Source organism: Candidatus Tisiphia endosymbiont of Oplodontha viridula (genome assembly GCF_964264865.1).
GTDB lineage: Bacteria > Pseudomonadota > Alphaproteobacteria > Rickettsiales > Rickettsiaceae > Tisiphia.
The window spans coordinates 877534-896588 of the sequence record NZ_OZ183486.1; the positions used below are offsets into that span (position 1 = coordinate 877534).

Genomic DNA, 19055 nt, shown 5'->3' on the forward strand with positions numbered 1-19055 from the left:
TCAAATACATGTTATTTATACTACTTAGTGGTATGAATTCGCTCCAACCCACCCATATAACTCACCAAAACATCTGGAACTGTTATTGAACCATCTGCATTTTGGTAATTTTCTAGAATTGCGATTATTGTCCTACCAATTGGTAAACCAGAACCATTCAAAGTATGGACAAAAGTGGTTTCGTTGCTACCAAATTCTTTATATCTAGCTTTCATCCTTCTAGCCTGAAAATCTCCACAATTAGAACAACTTGAAATCTCACGGTATAGATTTTGACCAGGCAACCATACTTCCAAATCATAGGTTTTCTTGGCAGTAAATCCCATATCTCCAGTACAAAGCAACATAACTCTATATGGTAGATCAAGTTTTTTTAGAATGGTTTCAGCTGCATTAGTTATATATTCATGTTCACGCTGAGATTCTTCTGCAGTAGTTATTGTAACCAACTCAACTTTACCAAACTGGTGCATACGTATCATACCTCTAGTATCTCTACCACTACTTCCAGATTCTGATCTGTAACAGGGTGTGTAAGCAACATAACGTATAGGCAATTCTTCCCTAGCTATTATGGTATCGGCTACCATATTAACGAGAGGTACTTCGCCTGTTGGAATTAACCTGTAATTATTCACCGTTTCAAACGACTCTTCTGCAAATTTTGGCAATTGACCACTATTATACATAGCAGCTGGTCGCACCAAAGATGGAGGAGATAGTTCAGTAAAATCAAATTCTTGAGTATGTGTATCAATCATAAAATTAATCAATGCACGTTCTAGCTTTGCTAAATCTCCCTTTAGAGTCACAAACCTACTACCAGACATTTTAGCAGTACGGACAAAATCCATCATACCTAAACTTTCACCAAGTTCAAAATGCTGCTTAGGTAATGGAGGAGATGGTTTTGTTGTAATGTCTCCTACTGTTTTAAGCAGTTTATTCATACTGCCATCAGTGCCATATGGTACATCAGGATCAGGAAGGTTTGGCAATACCTCCAACATATCGTTTAACTGGTGATTACTATTTAATTTTAAATTCAGTTCTTCCAGTTTCTCATTTATGTGATCCACATCACGCTTTATTTCTTCAAATTCTTTACTAAATTTGTTAGGCATGTTGCCTAGATCCCTAGATTTTTTCCTTCTTGCATGCTGAAATTGCTGAATAAGATTAGTTAGCTGGCGCTTGCTTTCATCTAGTTTAGTAATTTTATCGGACATTGGGGAAATTCCCCTTTTGATAAGTAGATCATCAAATTCCTGCTTATTCTCCCTAATCCACTTTATATCTAACATTTAACTTCCTCGATTTTCTACAAATTTACACATAATAATTGAAGTTTCATATAATAAAAGCATTGGTATTGCAAGGGCAAATTGGCTAAGCACATCCGGTGGAGTTAAAATACCAGCAATAATAAAAATAATTACTATAGACGATCTTCTTTTGTCCACTAAGTCTTTTGCTGTTAATATTTTTAATAAATTTAATATTAACATAATAATTGGTAATTGGAAAGCTATACCAAACGCAATAATTAACTGAATTACTAAGTTTAAATATTCACTAATTCTAGCTTCTAGAATTAGTGGAATAATAGCGTTATTATCTTCAAAGCTTAGAAAAAATTGCCATGCACGCGGCATAACAAAATAAAATACAAAGATGCTCCCACACCAAAACAAAACAGGCGACATAAAAAGAATAAAAGCAGCATATTTCTTCTCACCTGAGTATAACCCAGGTCTTATAAATAAAAAACATTCTATAGCGATAATTGGCATAATCATGACAAAAGAAACAAAAGCTGCAAGTTTTATATAAGTAAAGAATGCTTCAGTAAGACCAGTATAGATCACTTTCCTTATATCAGCATGATCTAATTCTGCAAGTGGCTCTAATAAAATGTTATATATATCGCTACTAAAACAATAACAAATAATAAAACCAATAATGAATGCAGCAAATACTCGTAAGAACCTAGCCTTTAGCTCTAAAAAATGCTCTTTAAAAGTATATGACTTCATAAATTAACCAAATGTACAAGTTTAAGTAGGTATATAACCTTAGTTTGATGTAAGACATCGGTTTAATAGCCCAAGATGCCATATATGGACGTTCCTGCTTTCGTGAGGAGGTATTACTAACGTGGATAGTCAAAATAGGTTGTTATGAACCTAGAAATTGAATAGAATGATAAAAAACTCATCAAAAGTATAATCATAGTACCCTACATTTTCCTACAATCGTCATCGCGAGGCATCTTTAGATGCCGTGGCGATCCAGGTAAACAGCGAAGCTGTTTTTTCTAGTACGTTGCGTATCCTAGATTGCCGCGTCGCCGCTTTTTCGCAACTCCTCGCTAATAGACGATCAGCAGCCATTTTAATAGTGGTTATATAAAAAATGTAGGGTACTATGGTATATAATATACTCTAGAATAGAAAACCAAAAATTGCGTCGTCATTATCCAAGACTCTAGCGGTATACTCAAATGATCCTACGAGTAGTATACCATCTATAAAAAAGGTTCGTAACTGGAATGATTATAACAAAGCTTTAAGAAAAATGGGAGAAATAATCCTTAGTTTTAATGAAAATTATATTAGGAATCCTAGAAGTTTTGCTATTGTCTTTATCTTCAAAGCAAAATAGTATAATCCCTATAATATGTCATAAAAGTTTATTAGGGAAGGTTCTTCACCCAACAGTTCTAATGTACTCTCTGTTAACTGATCAAAGTTAGTCTGTATTTGATTTTCTTTTTGTTCTTGTGCTGCAACTATCTCAGAAGCCTCATTTAAATACCCAATACCCTCTTCTTCGGTAACATGTATCCCCTGCATACCATTTTCCTTTGCAATATCTACATTATTTTTATCATCATCTATTAAAACAACCTTCTTATTCTCAGAAACACCAAAATGACTCTTGGCTTCCTCTATATGCTCCTGTTTGCCTTCATAGCCATTTCTACGAGGATGCGACACTACATAAATTTTTTCCAATAGAGTAGACCTATATTCTGAAGCAAGTTGCTTAAGAGCGTATTCGATCCACTCAGGATATGAGCCAAAAGATACAATAGCTATATGGCATCCTATAGTTAATGCTTTTTGCAACAAGTCTACTAATAGCTCTTTATTTTTCCAATTTTTTGTTTCATCTGCTAGAAATTGATCTACACAATCCTGATAATTGAAAGTAGTACTAAGAGCATTGTGTAGGGAGCCTTTTACTATTGTTCCATCCCAATCAATACATAATAACATCTTATCAGATTGAGTTTCTTTCTCCAAAAAACCCTTTTGCTGTTTAACTTCTAGTTGTTCAGCATCTGGAGTATTCATTACCTGTTTATCTTTTGCTATGTTAAAATCTAAAGGGGGAAGGCTTAATCTTGCCTGTTTTATTTTTAACATCTGTTGTTCTCTTATATTTATTTTTTATTCTTCTTGAACCCAAAAACTCAGAACCTAATAAATTAATTTTAAAATTTTTGCAAGCAAATTATTAAGATTATTTAAGTAAAATGAAATAGATTCATCGCTGTTATTAGCGTATTGTATTGCTTATTAAAATATGATAAACTAGTTAAGTTAACTGGTTTATTAAAGAGGATTCATGAGAATAGTTGGTATGTTTAAAACAAAAACTCACTTAACGGAGCTAATAAAAGAAGTAGAAGCAGGTGAAGAATTATGCATAACAAACAGAGGGAAAGAGGTAGCTTTTGTTATATCTGTAGCTAAATATTATTCCCAAAGATTTGATGATCTATTTAAAAAACTTGCTGAACTTAAAAAACGTAGTCCTCTTGGCTCTACAGATGATGTTATTAAAATGAAAAATCTTGGTAGAAAATGAATTTAGTAGTAGATTGTTCATTCATCATGTCATCGATTTTACCGGATGAGCAGCAGCTTAAGGTCGATAACATTTACCATCATATTTCTAACAAAGTATATAATATATTTGCCCCTGCTGTCTTTTTTTTAGAATGTAACAATGTGCTTATATCATCCTTAAAAAAACAACGTATTACTAAAAGTAATTATGAAGAGTATTTACACCTCTTAAATACTCTTCCTATTAATATTGATAAATTTTGCTCTAGCCCTGAATCTCTACATATAATAGCAAGGATTGCAACTAAATATGGTCTAACGTCTTATGATGCTTCTTACCTTGAATTATCCCTACGCCTTGAAGCAAGCATTGCTACTCTAGATAGTAATTTGGCTAATAGCTGTAAGATAGCAAATATAGAATCTATAATTTAAAATACCAATTACTTCAAATATGCACTTATAGTTAATTCAGTTGAATTATGTCAAAGAAATCTCCACTCGAACTTTTAGGTTGTATTAAGTACTAGTATATTGTTACACTAATAGTTTAATTATTTTAGCCTACTATATCATTTTTTCTTGCTATTAATTAACCAAATCATCAATATTTATAGTACTATTAAAATTATAAGGTAAATAAATGATAGGATATCAGCAAGAACAAAGAAGCCTAACTAAAGAGCAAAAATCAGTTGTTGGGTTGCTTTCGATTGGGACTTTTTTAGAATATTTTGATCTGATGCTTTATGTACATATGGCGGTATTGTTAAATGAGTTATTTTTTCCCAAAGATGACCCTCATACTACAGCAATTTACTCTGCTACAGCTTTCTGTTCTAGCTTTGTTTTTCGACCTGTTGGAGCATTAATTTTTGGTTATATAGGTGATAATATAGGGCGTAAGACTACTGTTATCATAACGACTTTTATCATGGCTTTATCATGTGTTACCATGGCTAATCTACCTACTTATGCCCAAATAGGTATTACAGCTTCTTGGTTGGTTACAATATGCCGTATAATACAAGGAATATCCTCTATGGGAGAGGCAGTAGGAGCAAAACTTTATTTAACTGAATCTATAAATCCACCAATCCAATATCCAGCTGTTTCATCAGTTGCGATTTTTGGTACTTTAGGAGAAGTTGCTGCTTTAGGCATAGCATCTTTAGTGACCTCCTATGGATTTAATTGGCGTATAGCATTTTGGATGGGAGCGGTCGTAGCACTGGTTGGTACAATAGCTCGAAGGAGTCTTAGAGAAACGCCGGAATTTGCTGACGCCAAGCGTCAACTAAAAAGAATTTTTGAGCAGCCTTCAAATGTTGGCAGCATAGATCTTAAAAAACTAGAAAATAATCCAATATGGCAGGAAAAAGCTAATAAAATAACAATAATAGCGTTGTTTCTAATAGAATGCATGTGTCCTGTATGTTTTTATTTTGCTTATGTGCATTGTGGTAATCTTTTAAAAACTTCTTTTGGCTATAGTGCTGAACAGGTCATTCATCAAAATTTTATTCTCTCAATATTTTCCTTCTTAAGCACCTTGGTATTAACATATTTAAGTTATAAAATATATCCGTTAAAAATTGTAAAAACTTTGTTATTAACATTTTGTCTATTTGCTTTAGCTTGCCCTTATTTATTAAATAATCTTAATAGCTCATTTGATGTATTTTTAATGCAATTATTCGTTATGTTATTTGTACCTACCGGTCCTAGTCTAGGACAGCCAATATATTATAAACATTTTCCTGTCTTTAAACGTTTTAGCTGTGTTAGTCTTACCTTTGCCATATCTCGTGCCTTAATGTATGTAGTTACCCCTTTTTCAATTGTTTACTTAACTGAATATTGGCATCATTGGGGGATAATGATTATATTGCTTCCAGTTTGCATAGGTTTTGCATTTGGGATATTTCATTTTGAAAAGTTGGAGAAAAAGACTGGGAATTATCCACAAAAGCCCCGTGTAGACACATAGGCGTCAACTTAAGAGCGTAATGATTGAGCATGTATAAACAAATTAAACACAGCCGTCATAGCAAGGCTCGTTAGATGCCGTGGCGATCTAAATAAACAGCGAAGCTATTTTTTAGAGTAATGCTTCGCGTATCTTAGATTGCCGCGTCGCCGCTTGCAGCGGCTTCTCGCAATGACGTTTAGGTTTGATTTACTTATACCTGCTCAATCATTACGCTCTTAAGTTGACGCCTATGCGCCACTTTGTGGCTCGCGATGACAACTATTTATTTCTATAATTTAGTATTTTCTATCATTAGTTGGGACTTTTAAACTGCCCTGCGTGTAGAGGTATAGATAAATGTTGACAACATAATGTAATAATTTGTTTTGTTACTGTTGGTATTTTTAAATGCATAGCTAAAGTTAAAAAATGTATTACAGTTTCTTCTACTATTTTTTTAATTTTTTCAGGTGATTTAGTTCCTAGAGTTTCTAACGATGAGCAACGTTGTTGCTAATTCAACTGAATTCACTATAACACAAGAACTCTATTCCAATTTGATATATTTTGCTCTATAATGCACATCTAAAAATATATTAAAGGTTTTTGATGTTTGCTATTCGCAATATTGCCATTATCGCCCACGTTGATCATGGTAAAACTACTCTAGTTGATAATATGCTTAAACAAAGTGGGACTTTCCGAGAAAACCAAGCAGTAGCAGAACGTGCTATGGATTCAAATGACCTTGAACGCGAACGTGGTATAACTATTTTAGCCAAATGTACCTCCCTTATGTGGGAAAATATCCGTATCAATATAGTTGATACTCCTGGTCACGCTGATTTTGGTGGTGAGGTAGAACGCATTCTTACTATGGTAGATGGAGTTGTATTACTAGTTGATTCTTCTGAAGGTACAATGCCCCAGACAAAATTTGTGCTGTCAAAAGCTCTAAAACTTGGTTTGAAACCAATTGTTGTTATCAATAAAATCGACCGTCCTGATAGAAGAGTAAGTGAAGTAGTTGATGAAGTATTTGAATTATTTATGGCATTAGAGGCAACTAATGAACAACTAGATTTCCCAATTATCTATGCTTCGGGACGTAGCGGTTGGGCATCGCTCCATCTAGAAGATCAGCAAAAAGATCTTTCTCCTCTTTTTGATTTGATAGTATCTCATGTACCTGCTCCTGTTGCTGATAGCAGCCTGCCTTTTTCTATGCTTGTTACTACTAGAGAATATAACTCATATTTTGGTCGTGTATTTACCGGTTTAGTGCAGAGCGGTACGGTTAAGATCAACCAAAATGTTAAAGTACTTAATCGTGATAATATGGTAATTGAAAATGCTAGAATAAGTAAAATACTGTCATTCCGAGGATTGGAACGCGTAGCTGTCGATGTAGCATATGCAGGGGATATCATTGCTATTGCTGGAATTCAGAACGCTACGGTAGCTGATACTATCTGTGACCCTGAAATAATGATAGCACTCCCTTCCTTACCTATAGATCCACCAACATTATCTATGACCTTTGGAGTAAATGACTCTCCTCTTGCTGGACGGGAAGGATCAAAGCTTACATCAAGAGTTTTAGGTGATAGATTGATGAGAGAGATCGAAAGTAATGTGGCAATACATGTCAGTCAAACGGAAGAAAAAGATGCTTTTCAAGTTGCAGGTCGTGGTGAGTTACAATTAGGAATATTAATTGAAACTATGCGACGTGAAGGTTTTGAACTATCAATCAGCAGACCACGTGTATTATTCAAAGAGGATGAACAGGGAAAAAGATTAGAACCAATTGAAGAAATCCAAGTTGATGTTGATGATGATTTTGTTGGAGTTGTTGTTAAATCCTTAGCAATACGTAAAGCAGAAATGACTGATATGCGTCCATCTGGTGGCGGTAAAACTAGAGTCACATTTTTAGGACCATCACGCGGTCTTATTGGTTACCACGGTCAGTTTCTAACCGAAACTCGAGGTACAGGTGTTATGAACCGTGTTTTTCATAGTTATGGTCCGTATAAAGGGCTTATTGAAGGAAGACGTAATGGAGTGTTAATTTCTAATGGGGATGGTGAATCTGTTGCCTATGCTCTATGGAATCTTGAAGAGCGTGGAAAAATGTTTATAAACCCTAATGAACTAGTATACCAGGGAATGATTATAGGCGAACATAATCGGGATAATGACCTAGAGGTAAATCCTCTGAAAGCCAAACAATTATCAAATGTCAGAGCTTCTGGCAAAGATGAAGCTATGCGTCTTATCCCACCAGTCATTATGACATTAGAGCAATCTATCAGCTATATCCAAAATGATGAAAGAGTAGAAGTTACTCCTAAATCAATCCGGCTTCGTAAGGCAGTATTAAACCCTAATGACCGAAAGAGATCAGAACGACGTAATGAGGACTAATTGCTATAGTTAAATCTTTGCTAAAATAGCATGCTCTTTCGTCACTACTGGGAAAAATTGCTTATTAAAAGGAAATAATTCTACTTTTTTATTGCTGACAAACTCGATTTCAATGATATCGCCTGCTTTAAAATTAAAAACATTTGTAATTTTTCCTATAGCCACCAAATTGGTATCTAGTACCAGTAAGCCTCTTAAGTCTTCAATATAAAATTCATCTTCACTTAATGAAGGGAAATCGTGCCTATGACAAAAAAGCTTACATCCCTTTAATCCTTCAGCTAATGTCCTATTATTAATTTTGTTAAATCTACATATTATATCACCTTTAGAATTTTGACTAATGAGTTTAAGGATAATTTTTTTTCCTAATTCATCCACCAAATTCATTTTAATGATATTAGTATTTGGCATAGTAAAAGATTTGACGTAAACATTACCCTGCACTCCGTGTACTGATGATACTACACCAACAAAAATTAAATCTTTTTTAATAGACACCACCTAATTCATTAAGAGAAACCATTTTTTCTTTTTCGGATAGTTTCCAGCTGCTTTCTCTAATTTTTCAAAATGCAATATGCCAAAGCTATATCCTATCATGACTGGAATTATAATAATCAGCAATCCATAATTACCTAAATATTTTGTTAAATAAATAAGCCCAAAAGATGTGATAATATACATAATAGTATTAGATATAGCATATAAAAAACTAACATATGTGAAGCGTTTAAAAACAGGGAAATATATAAATAAAATTGAATGGGCTGGTGTTAAACCAGGTATAATCAATATAATAAATGCTTGGAACAGGAAAATATCAAAAGGTGTTTTAGCATGATTCAATAAGTATAGGCAAACTAGAATAAGAACCCAAAAAATTACTATTCTAATTTTTAAAATCATTAGGGGGTACACGTAATAACCTAAATATATCAATGATAAATTCCCTAACATTTCTACTATTGAAACAAAGAAATTTTGATAAATAACTTGTTCAACCGTATAACTAAAATTATTTCTAAGAATCTCTCCGCAATGAATAAATGCTAAATAAAAACATACTGGCCAAGCACAGTATATTAAAAACAAAGATAAAGCTGTTACTTTATTAACTTTTTCTATCCAAATAGGATTCTTTTCCAATATACTAGAATTCTCATTAATATCTGCAAAAATCATTTTCATTCGTCGTTTTGCGTCAGCAAATTCTAGTGTTTCTCGTAGAGTTGTTCTAGCTACTGAACCAATTAACGCAACCAATGCACCAAACCCAAAAGCATAACGCCAATTGAAGTTGCAAGAGGTAGAAATAAATGCTACGCCCAAAGCAAAGGTCCCCCCTAATACAGCAAAAAAACTTATTAATGCTACAGACATATATTGTTGTGGACGTTTTATAGTTTCAGTCAAATATAATTCTGCCCCTATTCTTTCTCCCATGGAACTCATACCTTGCACAATACGACATATTGACACAATCACAGCAGCAGTAATACCTATTTCAGCATAAGTTGGCAAACTAGCAATAATAATACAAGACAATGCCATCATAAAAGTGGTAATAATAACAGTTACTTTACGTCCTATAGTATCACCAATCCATCCAAAAATTAACGCCCCAATAGGTCTTAATAAATATGTGGTACAAAGAGCAAAGGCTGAAAGTAATTGTGCTGCATAGGGATCATATTTCGGGAAAAAAAGCTCATTAAGAATTACCGCCATATGTATATAGAGCATCAGATCAAAATACTCTAGAAATGTACCGATTGAAAGTAATCCGACAGCCTCTTTTTGTTCTCTAGTTAGACGAGTTTGAGACACCTCATCTGCTTGTATTAATCTATTCATATTGGCTTATATCTTCCTTATTTAATACCAATTGTCTTTTATGAAATAGCTTACATTTCAGATATTAGTACACATTTGCAGCACTTTAATTACTAAACCCTTAATACCTTTATGTATTTGTGTTAAAGGAGCATTTAACATAAAAGCAGGAGTAGTAACCAATCTATTATCTTCGTCCACGATTATATCTTGAACATTACAAGTTTCTTCTGTTGCTCCTAGCTTATTTATCAGATCATTTGATTCTCCAAGGGTAACCTTAATTTTTGTATGATTTCTTAAGACTATAGCAAGTAAAGCAGGAGCAATACATATAGCTCCAATTGGTTTTGATAAATTATAAAAGTCTAATATTATTTCCTGTAAGTCTTTTGGTACTGTAGCATTTTCATTTTTAAGTCCTATATCAGACAAATTTAGTGCAGCACCAAACCCACCCGGTAATATTAAAGCATCAAAATCTTCAGCACGTATTTGATTTAATGGTTGGATTTTACCACGAGCAATGCGTGCTGATTCAACCAATATATTACGTTCCTCTAACATTTTTTCTTGAGTTAGATGGTTAATCACATAATATTGATTTTTATTAGGAGCAAAAATTTTTACATTTACATTATGCTTATCAAGTTCCAATAATGTAAAAACTGTTTCAAAGATTTCAGCCCCATCTAAATATCCACAACCTGAAATAATTACAGCAACATTTTTCATAATATTTCTATAGTTTTTTTCTGTTTCTTACTTTAAGATTTGTAGCAACTTTAGTTGATTTTGTTTTCTTACCATATGTTCTTGATGGTACTGTTGTCTTGACTATCAATTTATCAACCATAGTCTTATTATTTCTAGGCTGGTCAAAATGGGTATCTAATAGTTTTACCATTTGCATATTTCTAGACTCAGCAGATTTACCACCAGTAACAATAGCAACCAAAGATTTATTTTGCCTAGTTGCTGCAGTAATCAAGTTATAGCCGGCTGGAATGGTATAACCAGTTTTCAACCCTTCAACTCCTTCATAAGTTTCATTTACTTTATTATGTCCTCGTACAATATTGCCTCTAAAAACAAAGTTGTTTCTAGAGAAGAAAGCATAATATTTAGGGAAATCTCGCTTAATAGCTATAGATAGTTTAGCAAGATCTCTAGCCGTAGTTTTCTGACAAGGATGATGCCATCCAGAAGCGTTTTTAAAATAAGTATCTTTCATACCAAGTTGTCTAGCACGAATATTCATCAAACGAGCAAAATTTTCTTCAGTACCTTTAATATTTTCAGCTACTACCATAGCTGCATCGTTTGCTGATCTAATAATTAGACCTAAAATAGCTTCTCTTACAGTAATAGTTTCTTTTTCTTTAAGCCCTAATTTGCAGGGCAACATTTTCTCTGCGTTTTTTGAAACATATAATCTTTGATTCATTGATAACCTGCCAAATTCTACCGCTTCAAATAACAAATACAAGGTCATTAATTTTGTCAATGAAGCTGGATATATTCTAGTAGTAGAATTTTTATCGTGCAGTATCCTACCAGTATTGTAATCTACGACAAGACTTGTTTGAGTTGGCGAAGACACAAGTTTTTTTGCAGCATAAACAGGACGTAGGTTTGTACTGAATGTTATTACACAAGTAAAAAATAGCAATAATCGTATTAACATAATTTTACGTTTTAGAAATCTTTTTATTAAGATAGAACAATATTATAAGTCCTGGCAAGGCTAGAATTATTGTTAAGATAAAAAAATTATCCCAACCCAACATTTTTACTAGACTACCACCATAAACGGTGACTGTGTTATTAAATAAACTAGCACTACTGCTGAGCAAAGCATATTGCGATGCAGAATATTGTTTGTTACACAATATGCTAACATACCCAACAAGAGCAGTAGTCCCCATAGCTCCAGCAAAATTTTCTATAGTAATAGCAATGAAGAGAGCTTCAGAACTTACTGGTTGATGATTTAACCAAATAAATGCGAAATGCGTGATACTTTGTATAATTCCCGTTATAATCAGTCCTCTAAAATTTCCAAGTTGGTATACAACTATTCCACCAGCAAAAGACCCAGCAAGTGTAGCTAGTACCCCATAAAATTTAGTAATCAGTGCTATCTGTCCCTTTGTATAACCAAGTTCCATATAAAATGGCATACATACTACACCAAGCATAGCATCGCCTAATTTAAAGAATATTACTGCTAGTAAAATAGTAACGGCATATTTCCTAACAAGGAAGTCCTTAAAAGGGTTAATTACTATTTTTGTTAGTGACAATAAAGATAAAATATCAACACTTTCTCGTAATAATGTAGGTTCATTGACAGTAATTATAAAAATTGTTGCTACAACAAAAATTATACTCATAGCCACAAATGTAGCTGACCAATCACTTGTGGCTTCAGCAAAATACAAAGCCCCAGCTCCAGTAATCAGCATGCCAAGTCTATAGCCTAATACTGCCGTAGCACTCGCTATAGCTTGGGTTTCCTGATCAAATTTATCTATCCTAAGTGCATCAACACTAATATCAAATGTTGCTGACAAGAAACCAAGGCAGATAGTAAGAAAATATAGTAAAGTTAATGATTCATTAGGTAAAATTGTACTCATAGTGAATAGTACTAAAGATATTAGTATAGTACAAAGTATCAGCCAACTTTTTCTATGACCAAATTTCTTTAATAATGGTATATTAAAATAATCTACCAAAGGAGACCAAAAAACTTTTAGCGAATAGGATAGTCTTGCAACGGCAAAAGTGGTAATAATTGCAATATCAATATTAGAATCTTTAAGCCAAGCAACTAAGCTAGTGAATAATATAGCTAGTGGCATGCCACTAATTGCCCCAAGAACCAATATTTCGAATAGCCTATAATCTTTTAGAATTCTTAATAATAACATTTATTCTCCTTTAATTGTGGATTTTCTTCTGTTCTCTAAAGCCTTTCTTAGTTCAGTCTCATCTGACGTTTTTATGGGATCTAATATAGTGCCTGAGGTTTTTATTGTAAAATTTATAGGAGTATTTTGATTACTAGAATTATTTATATTAGGATTTAAGTCTACTATATAGAAAGATAATATTGAAGATAATACCATATCCAAATTATATATATTTATAGCTAATGATGCAACTCCGCTAGCATATTTTGTATTAAATACTAAGTCTTTCATTGTAACTATTCCATTTTTTAACTGAAGATTACCACGCAAACTATTCAATTCAGTTTGCCCCTGATACATAGATTTTGCTAAATCATCTTTTAAATACTTTAGACTATAGTCTTTATTATTAATTTTTTCTATCAATGAATCAACAGAGAAGTTACTAATCTTGGCATTTTTTACTACAAATTCTGATTGAGTGTTAAGCTCATACAATAATTCTTTTAAACTATTGCCATGAGTAGCAACTGTTCCATTTATGCTCATTCCACCGTAATTGTCTAGTAATCCTCTTGGCAAAACATTAGATAATTGAGCTAAATCAATAGAATTAAGTGCATAAACAAAGTTCAGAGTATATGGATTTAATAAAATATTACCTTCTGCTTTTAATTTACCAGAAAGTAGATTTGCTTCAAGGTTATCGATCTTAAATAAAGCATTATTATTTGCTAAAGCAAGTTTAACATTTTGTAATACTAGATCATTCTGAATTATTTTTGATAATGCACAATTTAATTTTAACTCTATTTTTTCTACGTCAAATTCATTCAATAAGTTATTTCGCAGATTAAGTAAAGATTTAGGGGTTAAAAAGTTAACATTAAGAGAGCCATCATTTATTGTAACTGTTAATTGCGGTTTAATGTTACTTGCTAACAAACTAGCACTAAGATTGATGTAATCACTATTGCTTCTTATATCAAGATTACTAATTCCAATATTACTTGGTGAGACATTTGCTAAAATATATGCTTTGCCAAATGAATTATTTCCTATAAGCAGATCATTTATAGTAATATCAAAATTACCTAAATAATCAGCTGTCCTAATTGGAATATATTTAGTTAAGTATGAGTCATCTTTCATATTCTCTGACAAACTTTTAGCAAATTTGATCATTGGTGAGATTATCGGGTAATCGTCTCTATTTAAATCAATCGAGGAAAAGTCAAGGGTTGCTATAAAATGCGGCATAGAACCAATAAATCTAGCAGTAATATTACCTGTAACTTTAGTGTTGTCAGTTTTTAACATAAGGTTTTGTAAATAGACATCTATTAAAGTTAGTTTTAAATCTGAAGATAAAATAAAAGCTGTAGGTTTTTTACTAGCTGCCTGTTTGTAACCTAAAGTATTTAACACAGAGTTAAGGTCATTATGTTGCAAGTAAATTGTGCCATCAAATATACTTCGTACTGAGTTTTGGGTTACATTACCTATCAATTGAAAATTTCCTCCGGATTTTATTGTACTAGAAAAATCATTGACCACTAATACCCCTTTATCTAAATTAAATGAAAGTTTAGTATTATTTAATATCTCATCGTTACCTAATATTATTTGGTCAACTAAAACATTCGTCATGATTGATTTATTATCAAAGATAAGTCTTAATCCAAAAACTGAATCACTAAATTGGTTAATATTGTTTGAAGAAGTGATAAGTGATTTTACGTCTATTTTAGGGAAATATAATTTTATTATACTAGTAACATTGTCACTTCTGCTCAAATATACCCCTCCATTACCTACAAGCGAATTAGAGTCTATGGTTACATTTTCTAGCTTGAGCAGTTGTCCAGTAGGTAAGATATCAAATTTTATATTTACCTTTTCATTCTGATTAAATCTTCTAAATAAAGAATCTAAATCTGGCACTAGAATATGTAATATATCAGCTAAATTTTGTATTAAATATTCTGCTTTGCCATTTATTAGTTTAGAGTCTATATAGGTTTCTAGCAAGTGAAAATTATAATCATCATTAGAGATAGTAAGATCGAAATTTATTTGGTTGGTCTTTTTTTCAAAAAACCCAAATAATTTTCCTACATATCCTCCATCCCCTTTGAATGAAGTGCTATTAGCAATAGAGTTATTTTTAAATAAAGAGCAATTATTTAAAGTAAGAATAGGTTGGTTATTTTTATTTAGAATACTCAGATTTTTAACATTAAAATTTATATCCATTATATCATTTGTTATAAATGCACTAACTAGCCTATCATGGTTTATAATGTCAAAATCTTGTTCATCTGAATATATTGTGGCACTATATACGGTTACAGCACTAATTCTTGGTCTGAAAATTAATAATGACCATGGGATAAAGTGAATTTCTATATTTTCTAATTCTAATTTCCCTTCCTCTTTTATGTGATCAATAATCAAATAAGGTATGGGAAATTTAATTATTTTAATTTTTTTTAGATTCTGAGGAGAAATTTTTAATTCATTAACAAGACTATTACTAGCGGAACTATAATCAACAAAGTTCACCGCAACTACTATAGTACATACTAACAACGAAATAGCAATAACAGTAAATATAATTACTTTTCTTATCATAAAATTATTATCTTCCAAGAACCAATATTACTAGGTATATATCAAAAACGTTAAAAATAAAAACTATATAATAAATATCTAACACGACGGGGGTAACAAACTAAGGGGTAAGGGGACTAGGTGTATATTTTAACACTTTTGTAACATTTCCTCCCTCAAAACACTCGTTAAAGAGAGAAATTTTTTATACTCGTATTCCGGCAACTTTAGTGAAAAAACGGCATGCGACGGGAATACAGACTTTTTATTGCAATTTATTGCAATGATAAAAACCCTGAAATCCGAGAGATATATGGTGGGCGATGAGAGACTTGAACTCCCGACCGTCCCGGTGTAAACGGGATGCTCTACCAACTGAGCTAACCGCCCCTTCTTTCAATTTAACGCAGATAATGCCCTATCTCCCCAAAAAAATCAAGTTATTTCTGTAAATTATTTAGATTCTATAGCTAACCTAAAGTAAGGTCTATCTATTAGAGTATCTTAGATAGACCTTACTTTAGATTAGCTATAGATGAACTACATGAGGTACAAGTACGTACATTCTTCGCAAGTATTTGTGATAGCTCTTCTTCAAAGCAGAAGAGTATATATTAATCTTCAAAATTACTATCTTTAATCTCTTTCCAAGCCTCGAGAATTTCTTTTAACACTTCTTTATTTGTTTCAATTTCGTGGTCATCAAAATCACTCAATGATTTTATTAAGTCCTCAAGATCTTTTAGTGTTAATTCAGATATATCCTCATCGGAATAATTTTTTTCTAAACTTATAGCAATTTCGTCAACATCATGCCAATGCATTATTTTTACCTAATTATTTCCATAGGCAATTACTATTACCATCTAACCATCCCTCTACCAATTAAATAATATATTAGTGCAGGCTTATATATAGTATATTATTAAAGGGGGTGAGATTATTATGCAACTATATCTGTAAATTAGATATATAATTGATTTGTATAGACTTGTTTTTTCGTTTAAGATGATAGTCATTAGATATGATGACTTTGGAGTATGTATGGCAAAAACAGATAAAAAAGAAAATAAGGTAAGGTTATTTAATATTAATGGTCATGTAGGTCAAGATACTCAGCAAAATATTATAGTGGCTAATTCTGACTTAAACATACCAACTAGGGAACTTAAATATAACATTCAAAATGGCAAACTAAATAAGGATAATATAATAAGTGAAATATTGTATGAAGTTAAACAAGGAGAAACGCCTATACTTAATATTCAATATAATTCAAACATGGAAAAACCTATAGTTGTTACAGATGATTTAGCAGCATTAAAAAAATCAGGTATTCAAACTTGTTTTACCTTTGGTAATTATAATGCACATAATCAAACTTTGCCATATTATAACTACTGGTCACCTCTTCTTGCACAGGTCAATCACGTGTTTTTTGCAAATGCTAACGACCGAGCTAATGCGGTAACTCACAGACATGTAGAGCAAAAAAGAACTTCTTACATTCCCTATATCCCAGTTACAAATTTAATAGAGTCGGAAATTCTAAAAAGGTCTCCTAACATATTAATGTCAGGGAAATTGCCTAATAAAGAAAGATTGACTGAGGTTATGCTTGCTACAAAAGAACTAGGCAAAAATACTAGAGTTATAGTAGCCAGCAATCCTTCATCTGTAGATGATGTGGCTAATATTATTGCGACCAAATTTGGTATCAACGACCCAAACCAACAATTAGGTATTAAGCTGGAAGTTGAGGAAATTTTAAAAGATAAAATTGGTGGGGCTAAAAAACTAGAGCATTACGTGTCACAATTATCTCAACAATTCAAGAAAGATCTTAATACAGCAGAAATAAACCCTATTGATATATATTTTGATCTATCTGATCCATTGAGACTTCAGAATATTGCCAAACAGGCTAAATATACTATAACTCAAGGAGGCTCGGTCGAAAATTTGACTAATGGTTGTATCCCATTAGCTCAAGGTCATGGGAAAAGGGCTGATATTGTTGCTGAAGTTAAACAAAGGGAAACTGTTCTTGGAATCAACAGCTTAACTATTAAGGATATGCAAGAGAATTTAAATGAGTATAAACAAGAAAATGCTAAAAGAATTACTAATACCCTTCAGCAAGTAGCAGATGAAAGGGGGGTATCAGCTAGACAAAATAAGGTAGAACATGCATTGCCTGAGGGTAGCAAATTAACTAAACTAGATTATTTATATGACGAAGATGATATTAGCAATGTATTAAAAGCGTCTGTAGATCAAACAAAGGTTTCTATTATTACTCATGCTTCTATAGAAGAAGAAAGTTTATTAAAGGAAACTCTTGATCAAGCTGTATATAGTGATTTAATAGCAAATAACAAGGAAGCGGTTATTATACCCCTTAATACTGGACACGAACATTGGGTTAGTTTAGCAATCACTAAAGACAAGGAGGGGGGTATAGTGTTTACCTATAATGATCCTATGGGAACAAATATAGATCCAAGAGTGGATTTAGTAAATATGATTAAAGAAGTTTGTCCTAGTGCTAAAATAGTAGATTTACACACTAAGCAACAACAAAATGGTAAAGATTGTGGAGCTTTCGTTGTGGATAATTTAATTAAAATGGCAAAAGGTGAGGCAATTCTTACCGCTGAAGAATCTAAAAACATAGGAACAACATTACGCCAAGCTCATGCAAAAACAATGGACCTTGAGGAAGTCAAGCAAAAAGTTAATACCATTAGAGAATCAATAAATACCTATCCATCTCGTCCTACTACATCTCCTCCTGCTATTAGGAACAATAGCCGTCCTAGAGAAGTTTGTCCTATCAGATAGTATTAAAGTTTTGGGGTCATACCCCATCAGGATAAGAATTAGTTAATTCTTATCACGAATTGGCTTTAATATAAGGAAAAATGCATTCTTAAAGTGCTTTTGCGAATGCATTTTAAACCTTTCTAAAGCTAAAAACATGATTTTAATCTTTTAAAATCATGTTTTTAGCAAAATGGATTGCCACGCTCACATACGTTCGCTCGCTAATAGACATATACGTCTATAAAACGTCATTGCGACTCATCTTCGAGATAAATATGAGCAGAAATTATGCTATAGAACATGAGTATTATGCGACGAGTGGAGTGTAGAATTAAATTCTCGTTACTGACTACATGTATGGACCTCCTGTAAAATGCAAGAAAAAAATAACATCTAATAGCAAAAATGCAAATGCATACATGTATCCGGCTTATAGTTAATAAATTATGTGTAATTTATCCTACAGCCCTGATGGAATTCGCTGGCTTACAAACTATATACTTATCATTTTATCGGCTTCAAAGAGCCATTGTAGTCATCAGTTTCTTTGTAAGCTAAGGTTTGTCTTATTTACCATCAATATTATTATCTCACGCATATTCC

The 19055-nt window shown here is 32.4% G+C and carries 14 protein-coding genes, 1 tRNA gene and 1 pseudogene; 5 read left to right on the forward strand and 11 right to left on the reverse strand.

Annotated features, from left to right (window positions below):
• Window positions 1–20: 20 nt before the first annotated feature.
• The 3 genes and pseudogenes from serS to ACFEL1_RS04315 form a co-directional block, all read right to left on the reverse strand.
• Window positions 21–1304 (reverse strand): serine--tRNA ligase, encoded by a 1284-nt coding sequence (gene serS, locus ACFEL1_RS04305; RefSeq protein ID WP_342278197.1) that lies wholly within the window; start codon window positions 1302–1304, stop codon window positions 21–23.
• Window positions 1282–2036, reverse strand: a pseudogene (tatC, locus tag ACFEL1_RS04310) (twin-arginine translocase subunit TatC). The gene serS and the pseudogene tatC overlap by 23 nt, the downstream one beginning before the upstream one ends.
• Window positions 2037–2672: 636 nt before the next feature.
• Window positions 2673–3431 (reverse strand): hypothetical protein, encoded by a 759-nt coding sequence (locus tag ACFEL1_RS04315; RefSeq protein WP_342278198.1) that lies wholly within the window; start codon window positions 3429–3431, stop codon window positions 2673–2675.
• A 202-nt stretch (window positions 3432–3633) separates the two neighbouring features.
• On the opposite strand from ACFEL1_RS04315, the gene ACFEL1_RS04320 reads away from it, so the two are divergent.
• The 4 genes from ACFEL1_RS04320 to typA all read left to right on the forward strand — a co-directional run bounded on the left by ACFEL1_RS04320 (window position 3634) and on the right by typA (window position 8259).
• Window positions 3634–3876, forward strand: a complete 243-nt coding sequence (locus ACFEL1_RS04320) for a type II toxin-antitoxin system Phd/YefM family antitoxin (protein ID WP_342278199.1) — start codon at window positions 3634–3636, stop codon at window positions 3874–3876.
• The gene (locus ACFEL1_RS04325; protein ID WP_342278200.1) at window positions 3873–4292 is read left to right on the forward strand and encodes a type II toxin-antitoxin system VapC family toxin; all 420 of its coding nucleotides are present in this window, start codon (window positions 3873–3875) and stop codon (window positions 4290–4292) included. Before ACFEL1_RS04320 ends, ACFEL1_RS04325 begins: the two co-directional genes overlap by 4 nt.
• 208 nt (window positions 4293–4500) lie before the next feature.
• On the forward strand, window positions 4501–5847 hold the full coding sequence (locus tag ACFEL1_RS04330) for an MFS transporter (RefSeq protein WP_375330641.1): 1347 nt from the start codon (window positions 4501–4503) through the stop codon (window positions 5845–5847).
• Window positions 5848–6438: 591 nt separating this feature from the next.
• Window positions 6439–8259 carry a translational GTPase TypA gene (gene typA, locus ACFEL1_RS04335; protein ID WP_342278202.1) on the forward strand — a complete coding sequence of 607 codons (1821 nt, stop codon included), beginning with the start codon at window positions 6439–6441 and terminating at the stop codon, window positions 8257–8259.
• A 9-nt stretch (window positions 8260–8268) separates the two neighbouring features.
• Here typA and rimM read toward each other — a convergent pair whose 3' ends face one another.
• The 8 genes from rimM to iscX all read right to left on the reverse strand — a co-directional run bounded on the left by rimM (window position 8269) and on the right by iscX (window position 16450).
• Window positions 8269–8760, reverse strand: a complete 492-nt coding sequence (rimM, locus tag ACFEL1_RS04340; protein ID WP_341761628.1) for a ribosome maturation factor RimM — start codon at window positions 8758–8760, stop codon at window positions 8269–8271.
• 3 nt (window positions 8761–8763) lie between these two features.
• The gene (locus tag ACFEL1_RS04345; protein WP_375330642.1) at window positions 8764–10116 is read right to left on the reverse strand and encodes an MFS transporter; all 1353 of its coding nucleotides are present in this window, start codon (window positions 10114–10116) and stop codon (window positions 8764–8766) included.
• A gap of 57 nt (window positions 10117–10173) precedes the next feature.
• The gene (elbB, locus tag ACFEL1_RS04350; protein ID WP_375330643.1) at window positions 10174–10830 is read right to left on the reverse strand and encodes an isoprenoid biosynthesis glyoxalase ElbB; all 657 of its coding nucleotides are present in this window, start codon (window positions 10828–10830) and stop codon (window positions 10174–10176) included.
• Between the two features lie 7 nt (window positions 10831–10837).
• Entirely contained in the window at window positions 10838–11782 is a 945-nt protein-coding gene (locus ACFEL1_RS04355; RefSeq protein WP_375330644.1) for a D-alanyl-D-alanine carboxypeptidase family protein, read from the reverse strand.
• 4 nt (window positions 11783–11786) lie between these two features.
• Window positions 11787–13031: an AmpG family muropeptide MFS transporter gene (locus ACFEL1_RS04360; RefSeq protein WP_342278206.1), complete on the reverse strand. Its 1245-nt coding sequence runs from the start codon at window positions 13029–13031 to the stop codon at window positions 11787–11789.
• A complete protein-coding gene (locus ACFEL1_RS04365) occupies window positions 13032–15647 on the reverse strand; it encodes an AsmA-like C-terminal region-containing protein (protein WP_375330645.1) in 2616 nt (871 codons plus the stop codon).
• 293 nt (window positions 15648–15940) lie between these two features.
• Window positions 15941–16016 (reverse strand) — tRNA-Val (locus tag ACFEL1_RS04370).
• A gap of 224 nt (window positions 16017–16240) precedes the next feature.
• Window positions 16241–16450 (reverse strand): Fe-S cluster assembly protein IscX, encoded by a 210-nt coding sequence (gene iscX / locus ACFEL1_RS04375; protein WP_341747867.1) that lies wholly within the window; start codon window positions 16448–16450, stop codon window positions 16241–16243.
• Window positions 16451–16670: 220 nt separating this feature from the next.
• Here iscX and ACFEL1_RS04380 point away from each other — a divergent pair, with 220 nt between their 5' ends.
• Window positions 16671–18470 (forward strand): Ulp1 family isopeptidase, encoded by a 1800-nt coding sequence (locus ACFEL1_RS04380; RefSeq protein WP_375330646.1) that lies wholly within the window; start codon window positions 16671–16673, stop codon window positions 18468–18470.
• Window positions 18471–19055 lie beyond the last annotated feature (585 nt).